This window comes from Ornithinibacillus caprae (genome assembly GCF_009728145.1).
GTDB classification, from domain to species: Bacteria; Bacillota; Bacilli; order Bacillales; family Amphibacillaceae; genus Ornithinibacillus; species Ornithinibacillus caprae.
On sequence record NZ_WOCA01000024.1, the window covers coordinates 1 to 26,011 of the forward strand.

A 26,011-nucleotide genomic window follows, 5' to 3' on the forward strand; every position below is an offset into this window, starting at 1 on the left:
TCACAGCAGCGTGCCAGAACATGAAGAAGATTGCCACACACCTAGCAAAGCTAGGCTAGGTGTGTGGGAGTTTATTTTCATTAAAAATTTCTTACTTAATGAAATAGTTATGACAGAATTAAAAAAGCTTGTAGAGAAAAAACACCTACTTTCTCTACAAGCTGAGACCGCTATTTTGCGGTCTTTTATTATTTTTAACAGTCCCTCACCTTGAATGCTATGAATTTCTTTTTTCTTCTAGGACATATTAAAAATAGAAATTCTCTTTTTAGGGGGACTTTTTTATGAATCATTACTTACCAATGCTCTACGAGACATTATTTGGTTTCGTGGCATTATTTACACTGACCAAAATACTTGGAAAGACTTCAATAAATCAGATTACTCCTTTTGATTTTATTTCAGCATTAATATTAGGCGAATTAGTCGGTAATGCGTTATTTGATAAAAATGCAGGAATACTTGATATCGGTTTTGTCATTTTACTTTGGGGCGGATTATTATTAACTCTTGAGATCATAACACAAAAACTAAAAGGAACACGTAGTTTTTTAGAAGGAAAACCAGCTATTGTGGTTCATAACGGTAAACTTATTAGAGATGTAATGAAAAAGAATAGGCTCGATGTGAATCAACTTCAGCATCTCTTAAGAGAAAAGAGTGTTTTTACAATAGAGGAAGTACAATTTGCAATCCTTGAATCAAATGGTACAGTTTCTGTATTAAGAAAATCAGACTATCAAACGCCTTCCAGAAAAGATCTAAATCTCCCTCCCCATGAAGTTAAACTCTCATATACAATAATTAATGACGGAGAGATTATTTACGATAACCTAGAAGAACTAGGAGTAACAGAAGAATGGTTGATGGATGAAATGATTCAACAAGGGTATACACGTATTGAAGATATATTTTATGCGGAATATACGAAAGGCCAAAAACTCCTTATCTTCCCTTATATTAATAAAAACAAACAAAATTAAAACGAGGTATGAAAACCTCGTTTTATTCATGCATTATACTTTCTCATTTATATACTCACCTATACCTGTCATTTGTATAAAGAAATGATCAGTAGGATATGGTTGTTCTTTGTTTAATCGTTGTGAGTTATACTTATTGATTTGGTAGTTATCTTTCCTAATTTCTTCATATTGTGCTTCCAAAATAACCTTAAATGGTCGCTCAATTTCATAATGATTCTTTCTAGCTTTGGTTACTCTTTTTTGATAGTCCGTATATTCATGTTGATGGATCGGTAATATATACCCCATTCTAACCATCTCCTATATATTTCGTATACTTACTATATAATTCGAAGCTAATTCTTATTTTATGACTGCTTATTTAATAATTATTACCCTTTTTTCAGAAAAATCAAACCTATTATTCCTCCATTTTCTTTTCAAACTTATCAAACCAGTCTTCGAGTACATTCATGTTTTTCATAAACCTTCCATTCCACTGATCCATTCGCTTTTCAAACTCCAACATTCTTTTCTCTGGATATTGAAACCATTTTTCATTTTTATCTAGATGTTTATCAATTGCCTGAATATGTTTTATCCACAAAGGTCTTCCAGGCCGCATATTCCCCCTCCTTTCACTCGTATTATATTTTGCTTACTAAACTCAAAGCTGATTAGAAAACTTGGCATTCGCTAATCCCTTATAGTGAATGTCTAAGTTGCACTTATGCAGGATTGGAAAGTTTATACTTCCTATCTGCTAAAAAAAGAATGCAGCTAAGTATAAGCTGCATCAAACAAAGGGGTAGGATTTTTCATGCTATTAGATCCAGGAGAAAGGTCTTCTGTCATCTTTACGATCTTGTTCGTCGCTCTCCCCACCAACTAATTCACTGCTGCTTGACTCCAGTGAAAGGCTACTTGACTCAAGGCGGTCATCATCTACTCGACGATCACGAAATCCACCAAAAAACGGATCACGACGTCTAGGTGGCTCAACAAATACATTGTCTGCTTTTATAACTAAATCTTTCACACGAATAACTCTCTTGTTATCAGACATTAATGGTCACTCTCCCTATAGAAATTTAGTCGATATTAGTCTATGTAAAAAATGTCATACGGTATAGACAGGTGCCCTTATTCTCAATGTTTTACCCAATATGAGTGTTAAAAGTACCGATTCAGTAAAGTTATTTAAATCCAAACGCACGCCCACACCATAAAGCCGATACCACATATTCTAATAGGGACAATACGTCAATAAACAAACAGAAAGGAGAAATAATTCATGGGTTGTGGATGCAAAAAAGAAGGTGCAGCTGATAACTGTGTATGTGATATCCTTCGCGAAATCTTGGATGCGCAAAGTGATGTTGTAGAGGCATGCTGTGATACTAGTTGTGAACAATCAATCAATGATTTATTAGGAGAAACTGCTCCAGGAACTGGATTGGATACCGTTCCAGTAATCTTGTACTGCAAAGATAGCTGTAAACCATTCAAAGGTTTCGGTGCTTTCCGAGGTAACATGCTAGGAGAAATCGGTGAGTGTGTATCAAGCTTTGTCTTCCGAGTAAAAAATGTCGACGACGATTGCTGTGCTGTATTAGAATTACTAAGAGCTCCAGATGATCCAACACATTGTGATCACTTAAAAGATCCTTGTGACCAAGACTTAAGCAACTTAGATAACACTGGAATTTGTATTACAGTAGATCTAGAATGCTTCTGTCATGTAACATGCCTACCAGCAATTTCTGTAATTGATTAATCCTTTCAAAAACACCATTGGAAGATTTACTTCCAATGGTGTTTTTACTTTTTAAAAATACATATATAAGAAGTTAAAATCCTAGCATTCTAACTTCTTGAATATCATCAAAAACTATGGAAACACTTTTTCTACCAGCAAGCATTAGAACCGTATCATCTTTCTTTATTTCTAAAACAACTCCTCGATAGGATCTTTCGGATGTTTTAATCTCACATTTCAACTTTGGCAAGTGCTTTGGTGTTCTAGCAAAATACTCTACTTTTTCTCGTAAAGTCATATCTTTAAATTTCCTACGTTCCTCTCGTGCATTTTCCATTTGTTCTTCACTAGATTCATTTTCTTCTTCTGTTGGTTCATTTTTTTTAGCTTTAATCGGTTTTTTTATTGTATTGGGTTTTTGTTCCTGTAGCTGCTGGGTAAATCTATTCCCGGAAGGTCGCTTTGGAATCGTTTTTTTTTGTTGCTCATTATTTTCCTCTGCTTTTGCACTTGTATTTTTTTCCGATTTTTTATTTGTTGAAGAATACTGATGTTGCATTTTTGCTCCAGATCGTTTAAGTCTTGGTTGATGGATATACATCAATGGATCATTGGCAATTTTTCTTTTTCCCATAGGGCACCTCTCCTTCTATACATCTATTCAACTCATTATATGAACCCAGAAATTGAAACGTGTTTGTATGAGGTGGTAGGAATTGGGAAGGAGTCATGTTGATTTGGAAGTGTTTAACTTTGGTGATATGCATTTATCAAAATTTGAAATAGAAATAGCCATTTAACGGAAGGGAGGATATCCATCCATCAGTGTCAGTGAAGCGAATCCTCGTTCCATTACTGCACAAAGGATGAGGAGTACCTCCGCATTCTATACATACGCTGATACTAAAAACAACAATACAAATAGCCTTTTCAAAACAAAAACGTATGAATCTAACGAAGATCCATACGTTTCTAATCAAGCCAACAACCCCATAAACGCTGTTGCAATACCAAAGTAAATTAAAATAGAAATAATATCATTGATCGTCGTAATAAACGGTCCCGAAGCTACTGCAGGATCTATTTTTAATCGGTCCATAATCAGTGGTACCAATGATCCTGCTAGTGTAGCGACAACTAAAGCAGCCATAATAGAAATTCCAACAAGGAGTCCAAGGAACAAATTCTGCTGCCAGAGGGAAATAACGATTGCAATCACAATCCCACAGACAGTACCAGTAATCAAGCCTGTACCAGTTTCTCGTAAGATTAAACTAACCTTTCCTTCGTTTCCATAGTCACCAGTTGCCAACCCTCGAACAGCCACAGCCAAAGCTTGCGTCCCTGTATTTCCAGCCATACCAGCAATTAATGGAATGAAAATAGCCAAAACTGCGACTTCATCTAATGTATCCTCAAATTGTCCAATTAAACTGGCTGTTAACATTCCCAAAAAGGAAAGAATAATTAGCCATGGGAGTCGTTTTTTTGCTGCCGTGAAAGGATTTCCATCTGGACGGTCCACATCAGAAATACCGGCTAGCTTGGAGTAATCATCGCTTGCTTCCTCATCCATAACATCCAAAATATCATCAACCGTGATAATCCCTAATAAATGCTTTTGAAAATCAACTACAGGAACAGCTAAGAAATCATAGTCTTTAATTGTTTGGGCAACGTCTTCTTGGTCATCTGCGACAGAAACATGTACAATTTTTTCACTCATGATATCTTCTATGACTATTTCATCATCAGAAATTATAAGATCTCGTAATGAGACAACTCCAACTAATCGTTTATCATCATCAACAACATACATGTAATAAATCGTTTCAGCGTCTGGACCTTCTTCTTTTAATTGGATCATTGTTTGTTTGACGGTTTGCGTTTTATAAACTGAAACAAATTCAGTCGTCATGATACTACCAGCAGTTTTTTCTTCATAGTGGAGAAGCTCTTTTATTTCATCAGAAGCTTCTTTTTCCATAATGGTTAAAAAGCTGGCAACCTTGTCTTTTTCCATTTCATTTAGAATATCAACCGCGTCATCTGTTGCCAGTTCAGAGAGCACCATAGCAGCGAATCTCGGGTCCATTTCTGTGAAAAAAGGTTCGATATCTTCAAAATCAATATGTTCCATGAGGTCTGAAACTTCCTCAGGAGACAAGTAAGTATAAATTTTAAGCCGGTCTTCTGGCTCAATTTCCATGAAAAATTGGGCTTGGTCATATGGATGCAAATCTAAATACAGTGAGCGAAAATCCTCGATTTGCTCATTGACAAGGGCTTTTTTGATTTCTTCGATATTTTTCTCTTGAATGTTGTTTTCTTCCATAATTACATCCCCCTTCACCAATGTACCCTTTTAGTTATAACATATCATCATAAATTATTATACATTTACATTACGTAAAATATATATTCGCGATTCTACTTAAAAAAATCCCAAATATCGTGTAAAATTAACCATAGAGTCTTTAACTTCTTTAATGCCCCCCTCATAGATTAACAGAAAGAAAGGTTATAAGATGAATAATTTAAAAAATAATACGATTGACTATACATTGGTACTAATTGTAATTCTTTTAGGCCTAGTTAGTTTATTTACACTATATACGATTACACCTAGCCTACCAGCAAAATATGATAATACTAACTTTATTCTACAACAATTCATTTGGTATTTAGCTGGTGGGTTTATAATCGCTTTGATTATGCTGATTGACTATGATCGTTTTCGCCAACTCACCTGGGTTATTTATGGGACCGGAATAACGATGCTATTAATGCTCTTCTTCCGTTTTCCTGCAGCGATTATTCATGAGGCAAATGGAGCGGTTAGCTGGTTCAAGATTCCTGTGATGGGAACATTGCAGCCCGCTGAATTTATGAAAGTAATTTTAATACTGGCTCTTGCCCATGTTATATATAACCATAATCAAAAGTATCAAAACCAAACAATTAAAAGTGATTTATTGCTTTTAGCAAAAATTTTACTAGTTTCCTTACCACCAACAGGACTTATCGCTGTTCAACCTGATTTGGGTGGTTTGTTAGTTTTAGCAGCCATTACTACATTTATGATTCTTGTATCTGGAATAAGATGGCGTATTATTTTTTCGATCCTTTTAGTAGGTGCTAGTTCTATTGCATTAATTATTATTGCATACTATATCTTCCCTGATTCGGTTGCTACATTCCTAGAGGAGTCAGTATTTAAACACGTATCAAGTCGTTTTTATGGTTGGATTAGTCCTGAACAATATTCTGATTCAGGCTATCAGTTAATTTTAGCTATGCTTGCGATTGGTTCTGGCCAGCTAATGGGAAAAGGAATGCAAACAATGGAAGTGTATGTACCTGAACGTCATACAGATATGATTTTCACTGCAATTGCAGAGCAATTTGGCTTTGTTGGCTCCAGTATTGTTATTGCTTTGTTTTTCTTTCTTATTTATCGGCTCATTCATATAGCTATTTTAAGTAATGATAGTTACGGGAGCTATTTGGTGACTGGGGTAATTGGGATGTTTGCTTATCAAATTTTCCAAAACATTGGCATGTCTATTCAGTTGTTGCCAATTACAGGATTACCACTTCCATTTTTAAGCTATGGTGGGAGTTCGACATTAACGTATTTAATTGCCATTGGCATTGTATTAAATGTTCACTCGAGAACGAGAAAATATATGTTTGAATAGATGAGAATAGGAGTGTGAAGTATGCAAATTGATATCATTGGTGATGTTCATGGTTGTTATAAAGAGCTATGCACTCTTTTTCAGGAACTAGGCTATAAACACCAAGATGATATATATATCCATCCAGATGGTAGATTACCTGTATTCGTTGGAGATATTACCGATCGCGGACCTGACTCCATTGCTGTCATTCAACTCGTTTATCATATGGTTGTCAAAGAGAAGAAGGCCAAATATGTGCCAGGTAACCATTGTAATAAATTGTACCGCTTTTTTCTTGGAAATAATGTACAGCAAAAGCACGGCTTAGAAACAACCGTTGCGGAATACAAAATACTAGATCAACAAATGCAGAAAACGATCCGAAAACAATTTATGACGTTGTATGACCAAGCTGACCTTTACTTGGTTATTCCAGAAGCTAACGCAGTAATTGCCCATGCTGGTATAAAAGAGTCTTATATTGGTCGGAGTGATAAAAAGGTAGAAACATTTGTTTTATATGGAGATATAAATGGTGAGTTTGATGAAAATGGTAAACCAATCCGAAGAGATTGGGCACAACATTATACTGGAGATCGTTGGATCGTGTATGGTCATACTCCTGTTAAATCACCACGAATTATCAATAAAACAATTAATATCGATACCGGTTGTGTTTTTGGAAATTCATTAACTGCCTTTAGGCTGCCAGAAGAAACAACCGTATCTGTTCCATCTCAACAGCCATATGTAGAAGAAAAATTCCGGTCATTCCCAGAGGACTAATTACTAGAGACGATTGTACCCATATCCTCTGGAAGAGGGGAGGTAAAGGTTACCCTCTTCTTTGTAGTCGGATGTAGAAACATAAGCTGGTAACAATGCAACGCCTGCCGTTTAATATGTTTTAGCTTTCCACCATACAAATCATCACCTGCTAATGGATGTCCAATATGTGAAAAATGAACACGAATTTGATGTGTCCTTCCCGTTTCTAATTCAATATCGAGTAGAGAGTGACCACTACCCTTGTTTTTTACGGAATAATGTGTGATGGCTCTCTGCCCTTCCTCCATGACAGCTCGCTCAATGATTGAATTTTCTTTTCGACCAATGTTAGCATCGATGGTTCCAGCCTGTTGCTCAACCAAGCCTTCCACCACTGCATAGTACTTTCTTTTTACCAATCCTTGTTTTTGAAAGGAAGATAGAATCGAGTGGCTATATCTATGCTTGGCGATTAACAATAAACCCGAGGTATCCCGATCAAGCCTTGTTACAACATGAACAGTGTAAGGAACATTCGTTTGTTGATAATGAGCCAACACACCATTTGCTATCGTTCCAGATTGGTGATGTAGGGAAGGAATGCTAGCGATACCTGCCTGTTTATTAATAACTAACACCGCTTCATCTTCATACACGATATTTAATGGGACTTCTTCAGGTTTCATATATGTTCCCTTTTGTTCTTCAGGAAATTGAATCGTTAATACATCTCCCGTATTCAATTGATATCTAACTGTTTTTGGAGTTCCATTTACTAAAATCTTTCCACCATCATAAATAATAGCTTTGATAATACGCCTAGAAAAGGAATGCTCTGTTTTTAAAAACTCTCGAATAAGCATTCCATTACATTTTTTCGTGATCGTCCATTTCATGCTGTTTCACCTGCGTTATTTAATAAGATCATCTCTACTTTTACGGTCATCATCTGTAACAAAGGAGTCACGTACTCTATTCCAAAACGGAAATGGGCGAAAACGCGCAAAACGAATTTTTTCCTTGGCTACACGGCACTGAATTGATTTTACATTAGTATAGTTTTTCGTAACATGATCAATGGTAATTAAAAAGCTTCGATCTACTAATGGCTTTAACAAACAAGTATGATGCTTCGGTAAAATAAGTGGTGAACCTATTGTACGGAAAACGCGATTATTAATGGATGCCATTTCTGTTAATTGGATAGCTTCCAATGTTGGATGTATAATTCCTCCACCTAGCGCTTTATTGTAAGCTGTACTACCAGATGGTGTTGATATACATAGTCCATCTCCACGAAACGTTTCAAAATGCTCCCCTTTAATTTCCACATCAAAAACTACTGATCCATCTGGTGTTTTAATCGTCGCTTCATTTAAGGCTAAAAAGCGATCCTCACTTCCTCCAGACTTTGCACGAATAATTACTTCTAGTAAGGGATATTCGACAACTTGATATGGTGTTTTGGCAATCTCGATAATAAGCTTTTCTAATTCATCAGGTACCCAGTCTGCATAGAAACCCAAATGACCTGTATGAACTCCGATAAAAGCTGTTTTATCTAACCGATGGACGTACCGATGAAATGCCTCTAGAAACGTACCGTCTCCTCCAACTGATATAACAATATCTGGTTCAGCTCGATCATATACTAGATCAAATTCTGTTAAGTAATTTTTCATTGTCGCTTTTATTCGCTCGGATCGTTCGTCGCCTTTTGATACAATTTTAAATTTCATCTGCTGGAATCCCCCTTATATCGATTTGGAAATATGTATTCTACTCTTATTTTCGACGAAATATTCGTTGTGCTTCACGTACTTCACTCTTTATTTTCGACATTTCTTCATCTAGTTTAAATGCTGCTTCTGCTGCTCGCTGTAATCGTTCTTTTACTTCCTCTGGTATAGCCCCTTCATATTTATAATTTAAGGAATGCTCATTTATTGCCCAAAAATTCATTGCTAGCGTGCGAATTTGAATTTCTGCTAAAACAAGTTTCATCCCACGAATAGTTTCCACAGGATATTCAATAATCATATGATAGGAACGGTATCCACTGATTTTTTCTCTAGCGATATAATCCTTTTCTTCAATAATTGTTAAATCATTTCTCGAACGGATCATTTCAACTACTGTATAAATGTCATCAACAAACTGACAAACTACTCGCACTCCAGCTATATCCTGCAATTCTTCAATTTTGTCTAGAGGAATTCCTTTTTTCTCAGCTTTTTCTATAATACTTGTTACCGGTTTAACTCGAGCCGTTACAAACTCTATTGGTGAATGCCGGGATTCGTATTCATATTGAGCCCGCATACCTTTTAGTTTAACCTTTAATTCTTCAACTACTTGTGAATAAGGTGCAAGTACTGCTTCCCAATTCATTGTCTAACACCACCTAAAATTCTCAACAATTCAATAGTTTTATTTTACCATAAGATACGTGAATGGATAATCTTTGCATAAATCCATTTCTTTAGCCATAATCAATTAATAATCAATTTACATTTACATGGAGGATTAAATCGTGCAAGAAATCGAAATAGAATTTAAAAATTTACTAACGAAACCTGAATTTGATCGTATATTAAACCGATTACCTTTTCCAGAAAAAGCCGACAAACAAACCAACTTTTACTTTGAAACAATGGATTTTTCACTTAGAAAAAATAAATCAGCATTACGTATTCGCCAAAAGAACGGCAATTATCGTTTAACATTAAAGGAACCTCATCCAGATGGCCTCCTTGAAACACATGATCACTTAACAGTGGAGGAAGCAAATGAATGGTTAAACGGAAATTGTATTCCAAAAGAGAATATTTTGAAGCAGTTAAACCAAATAAATGTATCTTTACAAGATCTGAAATATTTTGGAAGCTTAACAACTGAACGGCGGGAATATAAAGATAATGGCATCATATATGTTCTTGATTACAGTACCTATAATAACCAAGAAGATTACGAATTGGAAATAGAAGCTATTCATAAAAAGGAAGGAATTCAAGCATTTCATTCTTTATTGGAAGAGCTTCACATACCTCAACGGGAAACAGCTAACAAGATTCAAAGATTTTTCTCAACATTGAAAAAATAAGAAATATTAACTGAATGTTAATCAGATCATTTGCCCAATACTAGTTTCGTTGCTACAATGTATACAACTATTTCATAAATAATAAAGTGAAACTTCATTCAGTGGGGGTTTTCTTCATCCCCACTGAATGTTAGTTGAACCAATCGGACATTTACGGGCAGTTGATCCCCCACTTATCCTTCTTCACTTCAAAGTCTTGAAGTGGGGGTCTTACTGCCCGTTACATGCGGGATAAATGAACTTAACAGATAGAGATTCAAGGAAATCGTCCTAACATTTTTAGAAAACTTGCATTCGCCAAGACTTTATAGTGAATGACCTGGTTGTACTTATGCCGGATAGAAAAGTATACTTTCTCATCTGCCAAGGAGAAAATAATTATGACAGAATACGGAACACTATATGAAGCAATAGGTGGCTTTAAAACAGTCAAACGATTAGTGACTGCATTTTATAAACGAGTTGGCAATCATCCGAAACTAACTCCTATATTTCCAGATGATCTAACAGAAACTGCTAGAAAGCAGAGTTTATTTCTAACACAATTCTTAGGTGGTCCTAAACTCTATTCAGAAGAATTTGGGCATCCTATGTTACGAAGACGTCATTTACCATTTGAAATAACTCCAACTAGAAAAGATGCATGGTTAGAATGCATGGCTGAAGCATTAGAGGAAGCAAACATTGAAGAACCATATCGTACAGCTATATTTGAAAGACTAACAATGACCGCCCACCATATGATGAATACACCAGATTAAGAGTAAACGTGCAAACATCCTTGTTATCGGTATGTACTGGACATGGCTGGTTCCTGTAAATGAGTTGAGGAACTCCAAAACTTTGCACATTCTTAATACACTAGAAAGGAGAATCGATGTGAGCTGGAATCATGCTGAGCTAGAAAGCTCCAATCAGACGAACACATCGCATAAATATAGCTACGTTGTCAATAAACCGATTGAAATTTACGTTTTTATTGATCCATTATGTCCTGAATGTTGGTCATTAGAACCTTATTTAAAAAAATTATCTATTGAATATGGTCGTTTTTTTACACTCTACCCAATCATGGGCGGATATTTAAATCCACTAACAAAAGATAAATTTGATCAACCGAAGAAATTAAAAGATATTTGGGAAAAAACAGCAAAGCGAACTGGGATGAGCTGTGATGGTGATTTGTGGATTGAGAACCCAATTAATTCTCCGAAAATGGCATTCTTAGCTATTAAAGCAGCTGAACTTCAAGGAAAACGTGCCGGAAGAGTATTTTTACGAAAAGTACAGGAAAGTGTATTCCTTAATAAGCAGGATATATCCGACGAGAATGTGTTAATACAATGTGCTAAAGATGCTGAACTTGACCTAAATGAATTTAAAAATGACCTGCATTCCCCATCTGCCAAAAAAGCACTGCAATGTGACTTAAAATTAACTAAAGAGATGGATGTCGATTACACACCTACTATTGTTTTCTTTAATCAAAATGCCGAAGAACAAGGCCTTAAGATTTCTGGACTTTATCCATATGATATTTATGTACGTGTATTAAGTGAAATGCTACAAAAGCAGCCGATCCCATCTGAAAAGCCACCTCTTGAAGACTTTTTATCCTATTACGATGTGGTAGGAAGTAAAGAAGTATCGGTTGTTTATAACTGGACGGTAAATAAGGCAGAACGAGAAATGAAGAAGCTACAATTGAGACAAAAAACGGAAAAAATCACTGCAAAGTATGGTTCTTTTTGGAAGCATATAAAATAAACCTTCCATTAGTGAGGTTTTTCTTCCACCCTTTATATTTTTGATTTTTAAAGTGTGAATCGTACTGTCCGTTACATGAAGGATAACTAAAATTTAATACCTCCGCCCATTTTTGGGCAAAAAAAAAGATATACGGGGCAGCGTATATCTTTTTACTTCTCACTTCTTTGTATAAAAACAAAGGGGGATGGGAGAAAGTTTCATGATCAAACAAAGGGGTTTTGTTTTGTGAGTCATCTCACATTTATAATATAACAAGATTCATTTATTTGCGCAATACAAATGTTCATACATTCACAAAATCGTCACTTCTAATTCATTTTTTGGAAACATATAGATATTACTAACCATATACTATATTTGGAGGGGCTGATTGCATGAAAGAATTACTTCCCTTTTTATTTCTTGTGGTAACTATTTTTGCGTTTTTCCTTAACCTTCTAGGATTAATGCAGTTAATCCCACTTTATTTCACATTACCACTCTTCTTCTTTTCTATTTATTTTACGATCTTTTCTTTCACGCACAGAGACGCCTACCGCGGAAGGATGCGGTAAAAATGTTAGTATCTATAGCTTAGAGATGGCATCTATCGAATAATGATAGATGCCATCTCTATTTTCCTATGACATTCTGTGGTCGAAGTTAAATATAACATACCATTACACATTTGCTAAACAGTACAAAACCACCAGCTTGGCTCACAAGTTGGTGGTTTTATTAATACACATTAGTCTACTAACATTTTTTCCATTTCTTCTAGCTTTTCTTCGAATACTTCTAGAGCATCGAGAATTGGCTGTTTGGATGTCATATCTACACCAGCTTTTTTCAATACTTCAATTGGGTAATCGCTGCTACCAGCTTTTAAGAAGTCAAGGTAACGGTCAACTGCACCTTCTTCACCTTCTAATATTTTATTAGCTAATGCTGTAGCTGCTGAATATCCTGTTGCATATTGATATACATAATAATTCATATAGAAGTGCGGGATTCGAGCCCACTCCAGTCCAATTTCTTCATCAGAAACGACATCGTCACCAAAGTATTTTTTGTTTAAGTTATAATAAATTTCTGTTAACATATCTGCAGTCAATGCCTCACCATCTTGAGCACGCTTATGGATTTCATGTTCAAATTCTGCAAACATGGTTTGGCGGAATACGGTACCACGGAATCCTTCTAGGAAGTGATTTAGGATAAATAGTTTTTGCTTTTCATCGTCTAAATTGTTCAATAAATAATCATTGAGAATCGCTTCATTACATGTAGATGCAACCTCTGCCACAAAAATAGAATAGTTTCCATAGCGATATGGTTGATTCTTTCTAGTATGGTAACTGTGTACAGAGTGGCCGAATTCATGCACAAGCGTAAACAAGTTACTCACGTTGTCTTGCCAGTTCATTAGGATGTATGGGTTTGTACCATATGCTCCAGAAGAATAAGCTCCACTACGCTTTCCTTTGTTCTCTTCTACATCAACCCAACGATTTTCGAAGCCTTCTTTAACTATATTTACATATTCATCACCAAGTGGTTTTAATGCTTCCAATGTATACTCCTGTGCTTTTTCATAAGGAATTTTCATGTCAACATCTTTTACTAATGGTGTATACATGTCATACATGTGCAATTCGTCTACACCTAGTACTTTTTTTCGCAATTTAGCATAGCGATGTAACAATGGTAATTTTTCATTAACTGCTTCTACTAAATTATCGTAAACCTGTTCTGGAATGTTATTGTTGTCTAAAGCTGATTGTCTAGCTGAATCGTAATTACGCACTTTTGCGTTAAAGTTATGCTGTTTCACTACTCCACTTAAGGTTGAAGCAAATGTATTCTTGAATTCACCGTATTTAGCGTACATTGCTTTAAATGCATCTTCACGCACACGACGATCCTTAGACTCTAAGAACCCAATATAGCGACCATGTGTGAGATCTACCTCTTCCCCTTCTTCATTTTTTACAGATGGGAAGGTTAGATCCGCATTATTTAACATACTAAATGTTTGAGACGCAGCTGACATTGGCTCAGATGCCTCAGCTAATAATTCTTCTTCACGTTCGCTTAATACATGATCACGTTGTCTAGTAATTTCATTTAATGTATGCTCATATATTTTTAATTCTTCTTTTTCATTTAAGAAGCTTTCAATTTTACCTTCATCCATTGATAATATTTCTGGAATAAGGTAACTCATAGAACTAGATGCCTTTGTTAAAACATTCTCTGCTTTTGAATTTAAGGCTTGATAGAATGAGTTAGTTGTATCTTGATCATAGCGCATATGAGCATATGTATATAACTTTCCTAAACGTTCTGAAATTTCATCTTGCAGTTTTAACACTTCATATAAAGTATCTGCAGAGTCAGCTAATTTCCCTTGATAATCTGTTACTTTCGGGATATCATTTTTTAAGCTTTCTAGCTCTTTCTCCCATGCATCATCTGTTTCAAAAATATCTTCTAATCTCCACGTTTTCTCTACTGGCACTTCACTTCGTTTTTGAAGTTCTTTTGTAGCTTTAGCCAATTATAACTCCTCCTTTTTCTTTCTATACCATGTTAATTCGACACGTATAAAAATATTCCTTTAAACTATTACATTATTTAGTATACCGAAATAATTACCCTCCACGCTCCTATTTTGCTCAAAATTAATTCATTAATGTATAGATTAATTGTTTATCTCCCATAACAGCCTCTTCAATATGTTGATAAAATTCAACTTCCCTTATTTTTTCATAGATTGTGGCCGATCGTTGCTGAATAATATTCAACTTACAAAGCCACTGAAGGTATTGTTTTATAGGACTTTCTATCGTGTGAAGCATGGAAAAATGGTCCGAGGAAAAGGATTGATTTCTTAATAGGGCAAAACATTTCCCAATGGAGAAGTGCGCACCAATTTTTAGTGGATTAATCATATCTAGGACAATTCTGCTTTGCCAATCCCAGAGTGGAGTTTTCATTAAAAATTGAGAGGAAACTGGAAGATATATGATAGACGGTAAGTGGTCGATTGCTATCCCTTTTTGGTATAGCAAGCGTTTCCACTTTAAATCATTTCCATAAGAATTTTTTCGGGGTTGAACACGAAACTTATTTTTTTCGTAAATCCAATTAGTTAACAATTGATTTTTTGTAAATTGTCGATAAAGAAACATGCTTCGGAAAAGCACTTGATCTAAATGGGAGAATTTCAGTTTGGCTAGGGCTTTTCTTTTTTTGACTTCATATAAATCCTGGGCAGTAGTAAGTACATTAGTATTCGGATCAAAATAGTAAAGGGAATGTTGATTAGGGGTTTTAAATTGATGCAGAAACTGAAGTGTAAACGGATCTATTTTTATCAAATTGGAGCTTTCTCTTTTAAATTGATTTGCTCCAAGAATCCAAAGCGGTGTAATGCCGATTGATCGATATCCTGTATTTCGTTTGTGAATCACTTCGGTCGGAATTCGAGCACATTGATATTCAATCGCAATATGTTTTCCGTTGATCTTAAGTAGGATATCTGGACGCTGATTTATTTTGGGAAGATACGCTTCTAAGCTTACTTGATATCCCTGATCCTTTAACCACTTTAATAATAAAAGCTTGCCTTGTTCGTGATATGCTCCTTCTCCTTTCTCATTCGCTGGACAATTTACTTTCGAAAGATGTGCAAAATGTGGTGCTACTTGAGAACCAGCTTTTATGATGACTTCTTCATTACAGGTTGGACAGAAGAATCGCTTATGTTTCTTAAGCTCTAAAATTTCATTACTTGTTAGCTTAGTAAGCGATGTAACAACGCCTATTTGGGTCTTTGCTTGCAACAAATGACCACCTCCTTCCTCTATATATTCGCTATTGGTGGCCATTATCCTGCAAACAATAAGAAAAAACATAGACACCTCATGAAAAGGCATCTATGCTTTAGGTGGAAAATATTCGCGTACCTGTGAAAACGTATTTGCAGCAAAGACTTTTTTACCATACTCCTCTAGATAATGGATGGTAACATCAGAATCATCCGCAAATTCCAAGACTCTACTGATTATATCCTCTTGTAGACTTTCATCTGAATCTTCATTTGAGAATTCAAGATATAGATAATATTTATCGTTTAATGCGTACAAGGCTTCTTCAATGCTATTGGTTTCATCTTGAAATGAATGACTTAGTTGAATAACATCTTCAAAGTCTTCGAAGCTGACAATTATCCATAAATTGGAGTCATCTACATCTTCCAATGACTCGTCATCTGATATATTTTTACCAAACTTTTCTTCCAACAGACTTTCAACTTTTTCATCAACAGGGATGTCAATCGTATTTCCGTCATCAATTGGAAGTTCAAGGTTATCACCATTTTTGGAAAGTTGTGCTTTCGTTACTATAATTTCCAATCCTTTTTCTAACGCTTGGACTTGAATCCACAGTGGACCTTCTACATGAAAGTCTTCTTTATAATTCAATTCATCCATCATTTGCCAAAATAGCTGTTCACTACGTTCACGGTTATACCATATTTCCTCACGTTCGAATCCACGATCTTCAATATCAACATACGAGATATAAAATTTAACCGTATTTTCATTAATTCTCTCTATCTCCATCTGCACTTCTCTCCCTTCTTTTTGTCCTTAAGTCGAAGAGGTTCTTCTCCATATATCCAATAATCACTAAGTGATTTCTTATCTTATTAACAATTGTATGATAGCATATTACTTTTTGAAAATTAATATGCCTATACAAATCAATTATTTAAAGTTTAATTTTAACGTATTTCATTGATTTTGTCATCTATAATAGAGAATAAAAGCGTAGACCTTCCAATAATGGGATCTACGCTTCTTATTTCACTTGTTATGTGGTAATGATCATTAGTTAACCAACCGTTGTGCCTCTCGTAGCTGAAATGTACGAACTGTTCTTGGTAGAAATCGTCGGATCTCATCTTCGTTGTACCCAACTTGCAGACGTTTCTCATCAAGAATAATTGGTCTCCTTAATAATCCAGGGTTATTTTGGATTAAATTAAACAATTCCTTCAATGGAAGTTGATCAATATTTACGTCTAGTTTTTGGAATACCTTTGATCGTGTTGAAATGATCTCATCCGTTCCATCTTCAGTCATTCGTAATATTTCCTTTATCTCATCTAATGTTAATGGATCGGAAAATATATTTCGTTCCTTGAAAGCAATATCATGTTCCTCTAACCATGCTTTTGCTTTCCTGCAAGATGTACAACTTGGTGAGGTATAAAGTGTAACCATGAAACTTCACTCCTCAATCTAATGTTTATCTTCATTTCATAAACATTTAATAACTTATTAAATTAAAATAAGTTTAAATAACCTCATATGTATAAGTATACTATAATTGTCAAGCAAAAGGTAGGGAATTTCCGAGAAAAAGTTGGTTATTTTCTAGATGTTCACAAAATGTTTTCATTTATTTGTAACATACCCTAAATCGTTTTCAATTAAACATTTTATTTGAAAAAAGGTTGTTAACTATTTTCCTTTTAGAATTCCTCAAGGCGTCCCTCTTGCCTGAAAATGAGTATAACATAATTTATTTCAAACAAAAACCCTTTGTAAGGTATTTTAACATGAATTACATTATTATCATTTATTTTTTTGTAAAAATAACAAAATATCCTTGATTTTTTTGTTTTTTAATTTTATGATAATTTATATTACTTATTCATGTTAGAAAACCTAACATAAAGAAAGGGGTGTTTGGATGAAGAAAATTGAAGCAATTATTCGCCCTGAGAAGTTCCAATTACTTCGAAGCGAACTCTCTTCCATTGGTATCGGAGGTTTAACCATCACCGAAGCAGCTGGAACTGGGAAACAAAAAGGGCAAACAGGAGTATTTCGAGGAAATACGTTTCAGATTCAATTACTGCCAAAATTAAAAGTGGAAATGGTTGTAGATGATCTGCAAGTGGATGAAATTGTAGATATCATCATTAATACTTGCAGTACTGGAAATATCGGTGATGGAAAGATATTTATCCATCCTATTGAAGAAATTATACGGATACGAACTAAAGAACGTGGAGTTGAAGCAGTACGATAAGTTTAAAATCTAAAGGAGGAGTTTCATTGTTTAGAAAAAGTTTTTTCTTGTTTTTGGTTGTTTTTTTAATTGCATCACCAGTTTACGCGGCACCAACCGTAGAGTCACTGGAATTATCCGTTAATCTTGTGTGGGTGATGCTTGGTGCATTTCTAGTATTCTTTATGCATGCAGGTTTTGCCATGGTGGAATCAGGTTTCACACGCTCCAAAAACACGCTTAACATTTTAATGAAAAACTTTCTAACGATCAGTGTCGCAGCAATTTTATTCTATGTAATAGGATATGGCCTCATGTTCGGAACTTCAGGTGGTTCATTCATTGGAGTGGATGGTTTCTTATTAAGTGGTGTCGACGATATCGGATTCTTTATTTTCCAAGCTATGTTTGTTGCAACTTGTGCGACCATCATGTCTGGAGCTGTTGCAGAACGAATTAAGCTAGGTAGTTATATATTAATTGTCATTGTAATGACAGCAGTAATTTATCCGGTGGTAGGTCACTGGATTTGGCAAGGCGACGGCTGGTTAACTACGTTAGGTTTCAGTGATTTTGCAGGTTCAACTGTCGTACATTTAACTGGAGCTGTTGGTGCATTAATGGTTGTATTAATTTTAGGTCCACGCCTTGGGAAATATAAAGGAAAAAAAGTAAATGTTATCCCAGGACACAATATTCCACTAGGGGCTCTTGGCGTATTCATTCTTTGGTTAGGTTGGTTTGGTTTTAATGGCGGTAGTTCACTTGCCGCTGATCCAGAATTAGTTCCAATGGTGATCGGAACAACGTTATTATCTACATCTGCTGCATTAGTAGCTTCTGTCGCCTATACAAAGCTACGTTTTAGAAGAGTGGATGCCTCTCTATCACTTAATGGTGTTTTGGCTGGGCTAGTTGGTATTACAGCAGGCTGTGCGGAAATTTCTTTAAGTGGTTCGATTATCGTTGGTTTAGTATCTGGGGTTCTACTTGTTGAAGGAATTCGTTTCCTAGATGCAACATGTAAAATAGATGACCCTGTAGGAGCAATTGCAGTTCATGGGATTTGCGGCATATGGGGTACGATCGCGATTGGTTTCTTCTCAACGGATACCGGATTACTTTATGGGTATGGTACTTCTCAGTTAGCCATTCAAACAATTGGAGTTCTAGCGGTAATTGCTTGGGTCGGTTTAACTATCGGTGGATTTACGTATATATTGAACCTCATTTCACCAATTCGCGTCTCGGAGGAAGAAGAGGTCGCAGGTCTTGACTTTGCTGAACATGGTTCGAATGCCTATGACTTCAAAGACACATTACTAACCAATGATGATACTGATACAGCAACAGGTTTAGCGCTTGCCGATCGTTTAAATAACTTACCTGTTGGAAAGAGTATGAAAACAGAGTAACTGAAAAACGAAGCCTTCATCATAAGGCTTCGTTTTTTATATACTTACATATTTTTCGTTGCATTTAAGCTTCCAAGAATGTCTTCTGCTTCTCGATTTTCATCATAAGTTAATACTTCGTCAACTGGTTGGTATGACTGACCATATATCTCTTCATCTTTATAGGTGTGAATATTTTCATACATTTTCTTCATTTGCTCATAAATCATTTCTTCTGATTCATTACTTGGTGACCAATATAATATTTCCATAGGATTTTCTTCATTTGTAGCTAAGGAACGGCGGTTATAACCGATGGATTGAGCGTGGGTAAATCCTTCACGTTTGTAGAAATGAAGTCGCTTTTCCGTATCTGTGTCATCATAATCAACCGGTTCTACTTCTAGGATAATCGGTTTATTCTTCTTTTTCAGCTTTTCGATAAGCTTGTGCCCAATACCTTGTCCTCTTGCCTTAGAGGATACCCACACATAATCTATAAAAATAAATGTATCAAATTCCGCATACATCATTACGTGCATTGGACTTTCATCTTTGTGATATACATCCCCTTTTTCTTTTAGAAGAAGTTCCATATGCTCCTTTGATTTCATTTCTTCTACAGGGAAATATTCATTTAGTTTTTCGTACCAGTTTTTCATTGATCTACTCCTTTTTTAGTTGCTATTCCAGTCCGTTTTACCGTTATTATTATAAGTCATTGAACAGTTTTTGTTAAATCCGCTTTTAGTATGCATTGTAAACGTATTCTCCGCATACCTAAAAAAAAGCAGAACTTTTCACTTAAGTTCCGCTTTTTTCGGCTATTATGGCGTATAATCAACGTTTTCCGTATATGTGTTACCTGCATTCCAAATGAGAAACTCATTTATCCCATTATCTTGAAGCGCTCGGATTTGTGCTTCTACTTCTTCTTTTCCATATTGTTGTACAGAGACCCCTGTTCCGCTATAAATCCAAGGTGCTTCGAAATCTTGAATCCACGGACGAGATACAGGACGATTTTCCAATTTACCAAGAACTTCATTTTCAACCTTAGCATATTCATCTGTTAGTCGATAAGGTTCTTTATCTGGAATTGGAATATCAAAATAATTATTTGTCCAGTGACTCGGATAAATCATGGATGAAATGACATCTACATTTTCAGATATTCTTGAGAAGTTTTGTCCAATACCCGGAGCTTCTTCAATTGTCGCAGAATATCCAAAAATATCTACAGATACATCCACATCGTATGATTCTAATTCCTTCTTAGCATATGTGACAAAGTTAGTTACAGCTTCTACACGACGCTTAATATTATCTAATTCAGAATCAGCATAGTCACCTTGTGTATATTCTAATATTTCATCACGATGTTCAAATCCTTCTGGGAAACGAACGTAATCAAATTGAATTTCTTTAAAGCCCATTTGAGCAGCTAGTTTTGCAATTTCTACATTGTATTCCCAGACTTCTTTTTGAAAAGGACTAACAAACGCTTCTCCACGACCATTGATCCAAACCTCACCATCTTCTGTAAATGACAAATCAGGTCGTTTCTTCGCTAAAACAGTATCCTTAAACACTACTATTCTAGCAATCGGGTAAATTTCATTTTCTTCTAAAACACGCATCATATTTTCAGGGTCATGAATATATTTTTGACTGATATCTTCAAATGGTGAATCTTCACCTGGTTCAAATGTTAAGTATCCATGGTCATCTTTTATATCAATTACCATTGAATTCAAGTCTGTCTTACCAATTAATTCCAATAACGTATCAAAACGACTGCCGCCAGCAGAATGTCCAGTAACATAGATTCCTCTTACAGCATCTGGATATTCAAAATGATAACCAGATTCAAATGTGAACCGTTGGTGTTCTTTTTCCTCATCAATAGGTTGAACACTTGTTTGTCTTTCTTGATGCAATTTACTTACTCTTTCTTCTTCTCCACTACTTTTTTCCGGAATCACATAGGGAAGGGCAATAATTATTAGGAGAATACTAACGAAGGTTACAATTTTAAGTTGTTTTGATTTCATATATATCAATCTCCTATTCTTGTATTAAAAAACAAATAGCTACTAGACAATCTTTGAGTCTATTATATAGCACAATACAGAATAGTTAAATGGAAAATGATAGAATTTGTCGATTTTTTCGGAGTACTTGTCGAACTGGATTTGTAGGGGAGTTTAATTGAAAGCCGTCTGTTCAACAGACGGCAAGTTGTTATTTATTATTAAATATATATTCCACTTCATCATTTTTTCGAATAACTTCTAAATTATAATCAGAGAAAAACCATTCGTCCTCATCATTATAATAAAATGTAATACCTTCTGTTTCATCTTTTTCTCTAATACTTCCTTGTTTTCCAACCGCTACTCCTAAAAAGTAATTCGGATGAACAGTTGGGATGCCTCCGTATATTTTTAGGAAAAATTGAACGTGATCACCTTGTTCCAAATCCATTTCTTCTTTAAACCATTTTGCAGCTTCATTACTAATATGGATACTCATTGTCACACCTCTTCTGTTGGAAATTATTTATACAATTCAAGTCTACTCAGTCTATCTTTATTCTGCAAGTTTATTCGAATTTGATAACACAAAACTTAACCGCTTTCATTTTTTTCCATTTAAGTATGACAGTCTATCAATGATACTTTGAATTTTATGTGAAATTTTGTTGGGTGACGTAAATACTTTGGATATTACTTCCTCTCACGGTTATAGGATTACTTATTATTTGAATTTTTTATATTTTAAGTAGGATTTTTTAGTATAATATACAAAGGGGTCGTTAAACAGTCGTATTTGACTAAAAGTAAATAATTTATATAAAGGAGATGTAGATTATGCCACACAAACCACGTACCAAGTCGAATGAATTGATCATTCTTGAGCTGTTAAACAAACGCAAAACGTTAACGAACAAGGAAAAACAACACCTTTTCAATCTAAAAAAGGGCTATGATGGAGAGCTGATATTTGATACCCTAACAGAAAAATTACAGTGTGAATGCTTGATATTAAATGATTTATTGCTAAAAGTAAATAATACCACTTTCCAAATTGACTCCCTCCTGATTGCGCCAGTGAAAATCTACTTTTATGAGGTGAAAAATTATGAAGGCGATTATATTTACGAATCGGATAAACTATTCAAGAAACCAAGAATAGAAGTTATTAACCCTCTCCACCAATTGAGCAGAAGCGAATCCCTACTCCGTCAACTACTCCTCAGCCTCGGTTTCAATCCACCCATTGACGCATCCGTTGTTTTTATCAACCCTACTTTCACCTTATACCAAGCACCTCTGGATAAACCTTTTATTTTTCCCACCCAAATTAATCAACACATGGAAGATTTGAATGTAACCCCTTCAAAACTGAATGATAATCATAAGAAACTTGCAGAGAAACTATTGTCATTGAATCTGGACGACTCCCCATTTAGTCAAATTACTGCCTATCAATATGATGAATTACGAAAAGGAATTACCTGTCTTTCATGTAACTCATTTTCAGTAACTGTTGCAAATAGTAAATGCGTGTGTCTGGAGTGTGGGAATGTAGAGCTCGTAACAAATGCTGTATTAAGAGCTATAAAAGAATTTAAGATTCTATTTCCAGATAAAAAAATTACTACTACTGTTATTTATGATTGGTGTCGCGTTGTGGGGTCGAAGAAGACCCTTAGAAGAATCTTGGTAAATAATTTTAAAGTTGTAGGAGCCAAGCAATGGACCTACTATGAATAACTTTTTAGTGGGGTTGATCAGAATGAAAAGCTAAGCTCGTTTAATCACTTTTTCGCTTCATTGTGCGCTCATCTCGCTTTTGAGTTACCGTTTGAGTGCTTCCTCGCTTCATTTGGGCACTCATCAGCTCTATGAGTTACCGTTTGAGTGCTTCCTCGCTTCATTTGGGCACTCATCAGCTCTATGAGTTACCGTTTGAGTGCTTCCTCGCTTCATTTGGGCACTCATCAACTCTATGAGTTACCGTTTGAGTGCTTCCTCGCTTCATTTGGGCACTCATCAGCTCTATGAGTTACCGTTTGAGTGCTTCATCGCTTCATTTGGGCACTCATCTCACTTTTGAGTTACCGTTTGAACTCTCTACGCTTCATTTGGGCACTCATCAGCTCTATGAGTTACCGTTTGAACTCCTCATCACCTCATTCGGTAACTCATCGACTCTATTTTTATTGCAAACTCTCCCACTTCTATTTTCGTACCGTCCTCCTCCATTACCATCTTTATTTGGATAATCAAATTCTTATAAATAACAATTCATGAGTTTTCCCCTTGCATTTCCTCAACAGGATTTATATAATATAAAAAACTCAATATCATTAGCAATGAAAAAGGCGTAGTACAATTACCCGCTGATTTTTAGAGAGCTTGTGGTTGGTGGAAACAAGCATCAAGGTAAATTGGAATTGGACTTTGGAGCTGATCTATTAAATGAAGTGATTCTGTACGAACAGAATAATTAGGGTGGCACCGCGGTTCATTCGTCCCTTAGCAGAGGGAATGAATGGGCTTTTTTTACGTTCCCCAAAAATTATAGAGGAGTGAATTTCAAGATGAAAACCATTTTTTCTGGGATACAACCTAGTGGTACGTTAACAATCGGAAACTACTTGGGAGCTATCCAGCAGTTTGTAAAACTACAGGAAGAAGAAGATTGTTACTTTTGTATTGTTGATGAGCATGCCATTACAGTACCACAGGATCGTTTAAAATTGCGTCAGAATATCAGATCACTTGCAGCATTATACCTGGCTTCTGGCATTGATCCGCAAAAATCAACGCTGTTTGTTCAATCGGAAGTACCTTCACATACTCAGCTGGGATGGATGTTACAATCGATAAGCTATATGGGGGAACTAGAACGCATGACTCAGTTTAAAGATAAGTCAGAAGGAAAAGAAGCTGTATCTTCTGCATTATTCACTTATCCATCTTTAATGGCAGCAGATATTCTTTTATATAATACAGACCTTGTTCCTGTTGGTGAAGATCAAAAACAACATTTGGAGCTAACACGTGATTTAGCACAACGATTTAACAACAGATTTAACGATATTTTCAAGATTCCAGAAGTTAGTATTCCTAAGGTAGGTGCTCGTATTATGTCCTTGCAAGAGCCTACGAAAAAAATGAGTAAATCTGATGAAAACGAAAAAGGATTTATCTCGATGCTGGATACTCCGAAGAAAATTGAAAAGAAAATTAAAAGTGCTGTTACCGACTCCGAAGGCATTGTAAAATATGATAAAGAAAACAAGCCTGGCGTATCAAACTTACTTAATATTTATGCGAGTTGTACTGGTGAGTCAATCGAAGTTATCGAAGAAAAATACGCTGGTAAAGGCTACGGGGAATTCAAGCAAGGTGTAGCTGATGCCGTTATTAGTGTGCTTAAGCCAATTCAGGATCGCTATGATGAGTTAATTGACTCCGAGCAACTAGACGATATCCTTGATCAAGGTGCTGAAAAAGCATCGTTTACAGCAAATAAAACAATCTCAAAAGCAAAAAAAGCGATGGGCTTAGGTCGGGTTAAAAAGAAAAAAAATCAGTGAGACGCTTCTCACTGATTTTTTGATTTTTGTTTGGGTATCCCTTGTTCATAACTGTGTTCAATTTCCCACATTTTCTCTAAGAACGGTTGGCCTTTAATTAATTTTGCACAAAGCTCCTCATGAGCTTGGCTCCAACCATATTTTACACCTTCATATAATGCTTCCCATACTTTTTCTTCATTCATAAATCGTATGAATGGATATTTTTTCGGATTCCATTCGGTTAACCAATATCTTAATTCTTCAATATTGTTGGTTGTACGCAGTTGATCTAGTCCCATCATTAGTAATTGTTTAAGTTGACGCTCTCTTCTAGTTAATCCAAATACCAAATCTGGTGACATAGAAAGCATGTGATATTCTTTTTCATAAGATTCTTCATCAAAATCAAAGTCTTGCGGTTTTACTTTCTCAATCATATCGTATACGAGTTGTTCCTGCCTTGGAATAAGTCTACTTTTTCGAATTGGAATGCGGTATCCAATTGTGTCAAAAGCTATTATATCATTCCCATCGGTTACAACGCATGCATAGTCTAAACCGGTTCTTTCTTGGCCTTTTCTAGTATATGCTCGTTTGTAAATGCTATCTAGTAAGGCCTTCGGTAAGTCATGCATATCATTTTCAATATAATTATATAAGCCTTCTGTTATGTATAACAATGGAACCTGGTCTAATAGCTCAATCTTATCATCCTTACGCCATTCGTGATAATAACAAACGTTATAGCCATTTTCCTCACCTTCAAACCAGTTCACCCAAACATCGTGCAAATATAACATACAACACCCCTCACTTTTGAATGAATCATTTTCGAGGTTGTTCAAAACCGTTTATTTATGCGATCTTGAACATCACTTAACATACATTATGACCATCCTTAAAAAATTTA

Annotated in this window: 28 protein-coding genes and 1 other annotated feature; of the genes, 12 read left to right on the top strand and 16 right to left on the bottom strand. The window is 35.4% G+C overall.

Annotated elements, in window-relative coordinates:
- Both GMD78_RS21500 and GMD78_RS19665 read left to right on the top strand, forming a co-directional pair.
- The coding region (locus GMD78_RS21500; protein WP_215907227.1) for a hypothetical protein at positions 1-214 on the top strand (214 nt) is incomplete at its 5' end.
- A 70-nt stretch (positions 215-284) separates the two neighbouring features.
- Entirely contained in the window at positions 285-983 is a 699-nt protein-coding gene (locus tag GMD78_RS19665) for a DUF421 domain-containing protein (RefSeq protein WP_155671465.1), read from the top strand.
- 33 nt (positions 984-1,016) lie between these two features.
- Here GMD78_RS19665 and GMD78_RS19670 read toward each other — a convergent pair whose 3' ends face one another.
- From GMD78_RS19670 to GMD78_RS19680, 3 genes are all read right to left on the bottom strand, one after another.
- Positions 1,017-1,274: a hypothetical protein gene (locus tag GMD78_RS19670; protein WP_155671467.1), complete on the bottom strand. Its 258-nt coding sequence runs from the start codon at positions 1,272-1,274 to the stop codon at positions 1,017-1,019.
- A gap of 112 nt (positions 1,275-1,386) precedes the next feature.
- Positions 1,387-1,590 carry a hypothetical protein gene (locus tag GMD78_RS19675; RefSeq protein ID WP_155671469.1) on the bottom strand — a complete coding sequence of 68 codons (204 nt, stop codon included), beginning with the start codon at positions 1,588-1,590 and terminating at the stop codon, positions 1,387-1,389.
- A gap of 201 nt (positions 1,591-1,791) precedes the next feature.
- A complete protein-coding gene (locus GMD78_RS19680; RefSeq protein ID WP_155671471.1) occupies positions 1,792-2,031 on the bottom strand; it encodes a hypothetical protein in 240 nt (79 codons plus the stop codon).
- Positions 2,032-2,259: 228 nt separating this feature from the next.
- Here GMD78_RS19680 and GMD78_RS19685 point away from each other — a divergent pair, with 228 nt between their 5' ends.
- Positions 2,260-2,742, top strand: a complete 483-nt coding sequence (locus GMD78_RS19685; RefSeq protein ID WP_155671473.1) for a CotY/CotZ family spore coat protein — start codon at positions 2,260-2,262, stop codon at positions 2,740-2,742.
- A 73-nt stretch (positions 2,743-2,815) separates the two neighbouring features.
- Here the strand turns inward: GMD78_RS19685 and GMD78_RS19690 are convergent, their stop codons facing one another.
- The gene (locus GMD78_RS19690) at positions 2,816-3,358 is read right to left on the bottom strand and encodes a CotO family spore coat protein (protein ID WP_155671475.1); all 543 of its coding nucleotides are present in this window, start codon (positions 3,356-3,358) and stop codon (positions 2,816-2,818) included.
- Between the two features lie 342 nt (positions 3,359-3,700).
- Entirely contained in the window at positions 3,701-5,059 is a 1,359-nt protein-coding gene (gene mgtE, locus GMD78_RS19695; RefSeq protein WP_155671477.1) for a magnesium transporter, read from the bottom strand.
- Between the two features lie 193 nt (positions 5,060-5,252).
- Here mgtE and GMD78_RS19700 point away from each other — a divergent pair, with 193 nt between their 5' ends.
- Both GMD78_RS19700 and prpE read left to right on the top strand, forming a co-directional pair.
- Positions 5,253-6,425: an FtsW/RodA/SpoVE family cell cycle protein gene (locus tag GMD78_RS19700; RefSeq protein WP_155671479.1), complete on the top strand. Its 1,173-nt coding sequence runs from the start codon at positions 5,253-5,255 to the stop codon at positions 6,423-6,425.
- Positions 6,426-6,446: 21 nt separating this feature from the next.
- The gene (prpE, locus tag GMD78_RS19705; RefSeq protein WP_155671481.1) at positions 6,447-7,193 is read left to right on the top strand and encodes a bis(5'-nucleosyl)-tetraphosphatase PrpE; all 747 of its coding nucleotides are present in this window, start codon (positions 6,447-6,449) and stop codon (positions 7,191-7,193) included.
- Here the strand turns inward: prpE and GMD78_RS19710 are convergent.
- The 3 genes from GMD78_RS19710 to yjbM are packed head-to-tail and all read right to left on the bottom strand — an operon-like array spanning position 7,190 to position 9,566.
- Positions 7,190-8,071, bottom strand: a complete 882-nt coding sequence (locus tag GMD78_RS19710) for an RluA family pseudouridine synthase (protein ID WP_155671483.1) — start codon at positions 8,069-8,071, stop codon at positions 7,190-7,192. The genes prpE and GMD78_RS19710 overlap by 4 nt on opposite strands.
- 15 nt (positions 8,072-8,086) lie before the next feature.
- The gene (locus GMD78_RS19715) at positions 8,087-8,914 is read right to left on the bottom strand and encodes an NAD kinase (RefSeq protein WP_155671485.1); all 828 of its coding nucleotides are present in this window, start codon (positions 8,912-8,914) and stop codon (positions 8,087-8,089) included.
- A 46-nt stretch (positions 8,915-8,960) separates the two neighbouring features.
- Positions 8,961-9,566 (bottom strand): GTP diphosphokinase, encoded by a 606-nt coding sequence (gene yjbM / locus GMD78_RS19720; protein WP_155671487.1) that lies wholly within the window; start codon positions 9,564-9,566, stop codon positions 8,961-8,963.
- Positions 9,567-9,708: 142 nt separating this feature from the next.
- Here yjbM and GMD78_RS19725 point away from each other — a divergent pair, with 142 nt between their 5' ends.
- The 3 genes from GMD78_RS19725 to GMD78_RS19735 all read left to right on the top strand — a co-directional run bounded on the left by GMD78_RS19725 (position 9,709) and on the right by GMD78_RS19735 (position 12,045).
- A complete protein-coding gene (locus GMD78_RS19725) occupies positions 9,709-10,278 on the top strand; it encodes a CYTH domain-containing protein (protein ID WP_343042451.1) in 570 nt (189 codons plus the stop codon).
- Between the two features lie 380 nt (positions 10,279-10,658).
- Complete coding sequence (locus tag GMD78_RS19730; RefSeq protein ID WP_155671489.1) at positions 10,659-11,039, top strand: globin domain-containing protein; 381 nt, start codon at positions 10,659-10,661, stop codon at positions 11,037-11,039.
- A 118-nt stretch (positions 11,040-11,157) separates the two neighbouring features.
- Positions 11,158-12,045, top strand: coding sequence for a ClpXP adapter SpxH family protein (locus tag GMD78_RS19735; protein WP_343042452.1), 888 nt, complete (start codon positions 11,158-11,160; stop codon positions 12,043-12,045).
- Between the two features lie 730 nt (positions 12,046-12,775).
- On the opposite strand, the gene pepF is transcribed toward GMD78_RS19735, so the two are convergent.
- From pepF to spxA, 4 genes are all read right to left on the bottom strand, one after another.
- On the bottom strand, positions 12,776-14,587 hold the full coding sequence (gene pepF / locus GMD78_RS19740; RefSeq protein WP_155671493.1) for an oligoendopeptidase F: 1,812 nt from the start codon (positions 14,585-14,587) through the stop codon (positions 12,776-12,778).
- Between the two features lie 124 nt (positions 14,588-14,711).
- The gene (locus GMD78_RS19745) at positions 14,712-15,878 is read right to left on the bottom strand and encodes a competence protein CoiA (protein WP_196493878.1); all 1,167 of its coding nucleotides are present in this window, start codon (positions 15,876-15,878) and stop codon (positions 14,712-14,714) included.
- A 90-nt stretch (positions 15,879-15,968) separates the two neighbouring features.
- Entirely contained in the window at positions 15,969-16,658 is a 690-nt protein-coding gene (gene mecA / locus GMD78_RS19750) for an adaptor protein MecA (protein ID WP_155671497.1), read from the bottom strand.
- A gap of 267 nt (positions 16,659-16,925) precedes the next feature.
- Entirely contained in the window at positions 16,926-17,321 is a 396-nt protein-coding gene (gene spxA, locus GMD78_RS19755) for a transcriptional regulator SpxA (protein WP_155671498.1), read from the bottom strand.
- A gap of 472 nt (positions 17,322-17,793) precedes the next feature.
- Between spxA and GMD78_RS19760 the strand changes: the two genes are divergently transcribed.
- Positions 17,794-18,135, top strand: coding sequence for a P-II family nitrogen regulator (locus GMD78_RS19760; RefSeq protein ID WP_155671500.1), 342 nt, complete (start codon positions 17,794-17,796; stop codon positions 18,133-18,135).
- A gap of 26 nt (positions 18,136-18,161) precedes the next feature.
- The gene (locus GMD78_RS19765) at positions 18,162-19,529 is read left to right on the top strand and encodes an ammonium transporter (protein ID WP_155671502.1); all 1,368 of its coding nucleotides are present in this window, start codon (positions 18,162-18,164) and stop codon (positions 19,527-19,529) included.
- Positions 19,530-19,573: 44 nt separating this feature from the next.
- On the opposite strand, the gene GMD78_RS19770 is transcribed toward GMD78_RS19765, so the two are convergent.
- From GMD78_RS19770 to GMD78_RS19780, 3 genes are all read right to left on the bottom strand, one after another.
- A complete protein-coding gene (locus GMD78_RS19770) occupies positions 19,574-20,170 on the bottom strand; it encodes a GNAT family N-acetyltransferase (RefSeq protein ID WP_155671504.1) in 597 nt (198 codons plus the stop codon).
- 165 nt (positions 20,171-20,335) lie between these two features.
- Complete coding sequence (locus tag GMD78_RS19775; protein ID WP_155671506.1) at positions 20,336-21,562, bottom strand: putative glycoside hydrolase; 1,227 nt, start codon at positions 21,560-21,562, stop codon at positions 20,336-20,338.
- A gap of 190 nt (positions 21,563-21,752) precedes the next feature.
- Positions 21,753-22,043, bottom strand: coding sequence for a HesB/YadR/YfhF family protein (locus tag GMD78_RS19780; RefSeq protein ID WP_155671508.1), 291 nt, complete (start codon positions 22,041-22,043; stop codon positions 21,753-21,755).
- A gap of 338 nt (positions 22,044-22,381) precedes the next feature.
- On the opposite strand from GMD78_RS19780, the gene GMD78_RS19785 reads away from it, so the two are divergent.
- A complete protein-coding gene (locus GMD78_RS19785; RefSeq protein ID WP_155671510.1) occupies positions 22,382-23,287 on the top strand; it encodes a nuclease-related domain-containing protein in 906 nt (301 codons plus the stop codon).
- Positions 23,288-23,880: 593 nt separating this feature from the next.
- Positions 23,881-24,056: a binding site (T-box leader), on the top strand.
- A 61-nt stretch (positions 24,057-24,117) separates the two neighbouring features.
- The gene (gene trpS / locus GMD78_RS19790) at positions 24,118-25,119 is read left to right on the top strand and encodes a tryptophan--tRNA ligase (protein WP_155671512.1); all 1,002 of its coding nucleotides are present in this window, start codon (positions 24,118-24,120) and stop codon (positions 25,117-25,119) included.
- An 8-nt stretch (positions 25,120-25,127) separates the two neighbouring features.
- Here trpS and GMD78_RS19795 read toward each other — a convergent pair whose 3' ends face one another.
- Positions 25,128-25,901 carry a YjbA family protein gene (locus tag GMD78_RS19795; protein WP_155671514.1) on the bottom strand — a complete coding sequence of 258 codons (774 nt, stop codon included), beginning with the start codon at positions 25,899-25,901 and terminating at the stop codon, positions 25,128-25,130.
- Positions 25,902-26,011: the final 110 nt, after the last annotated feature.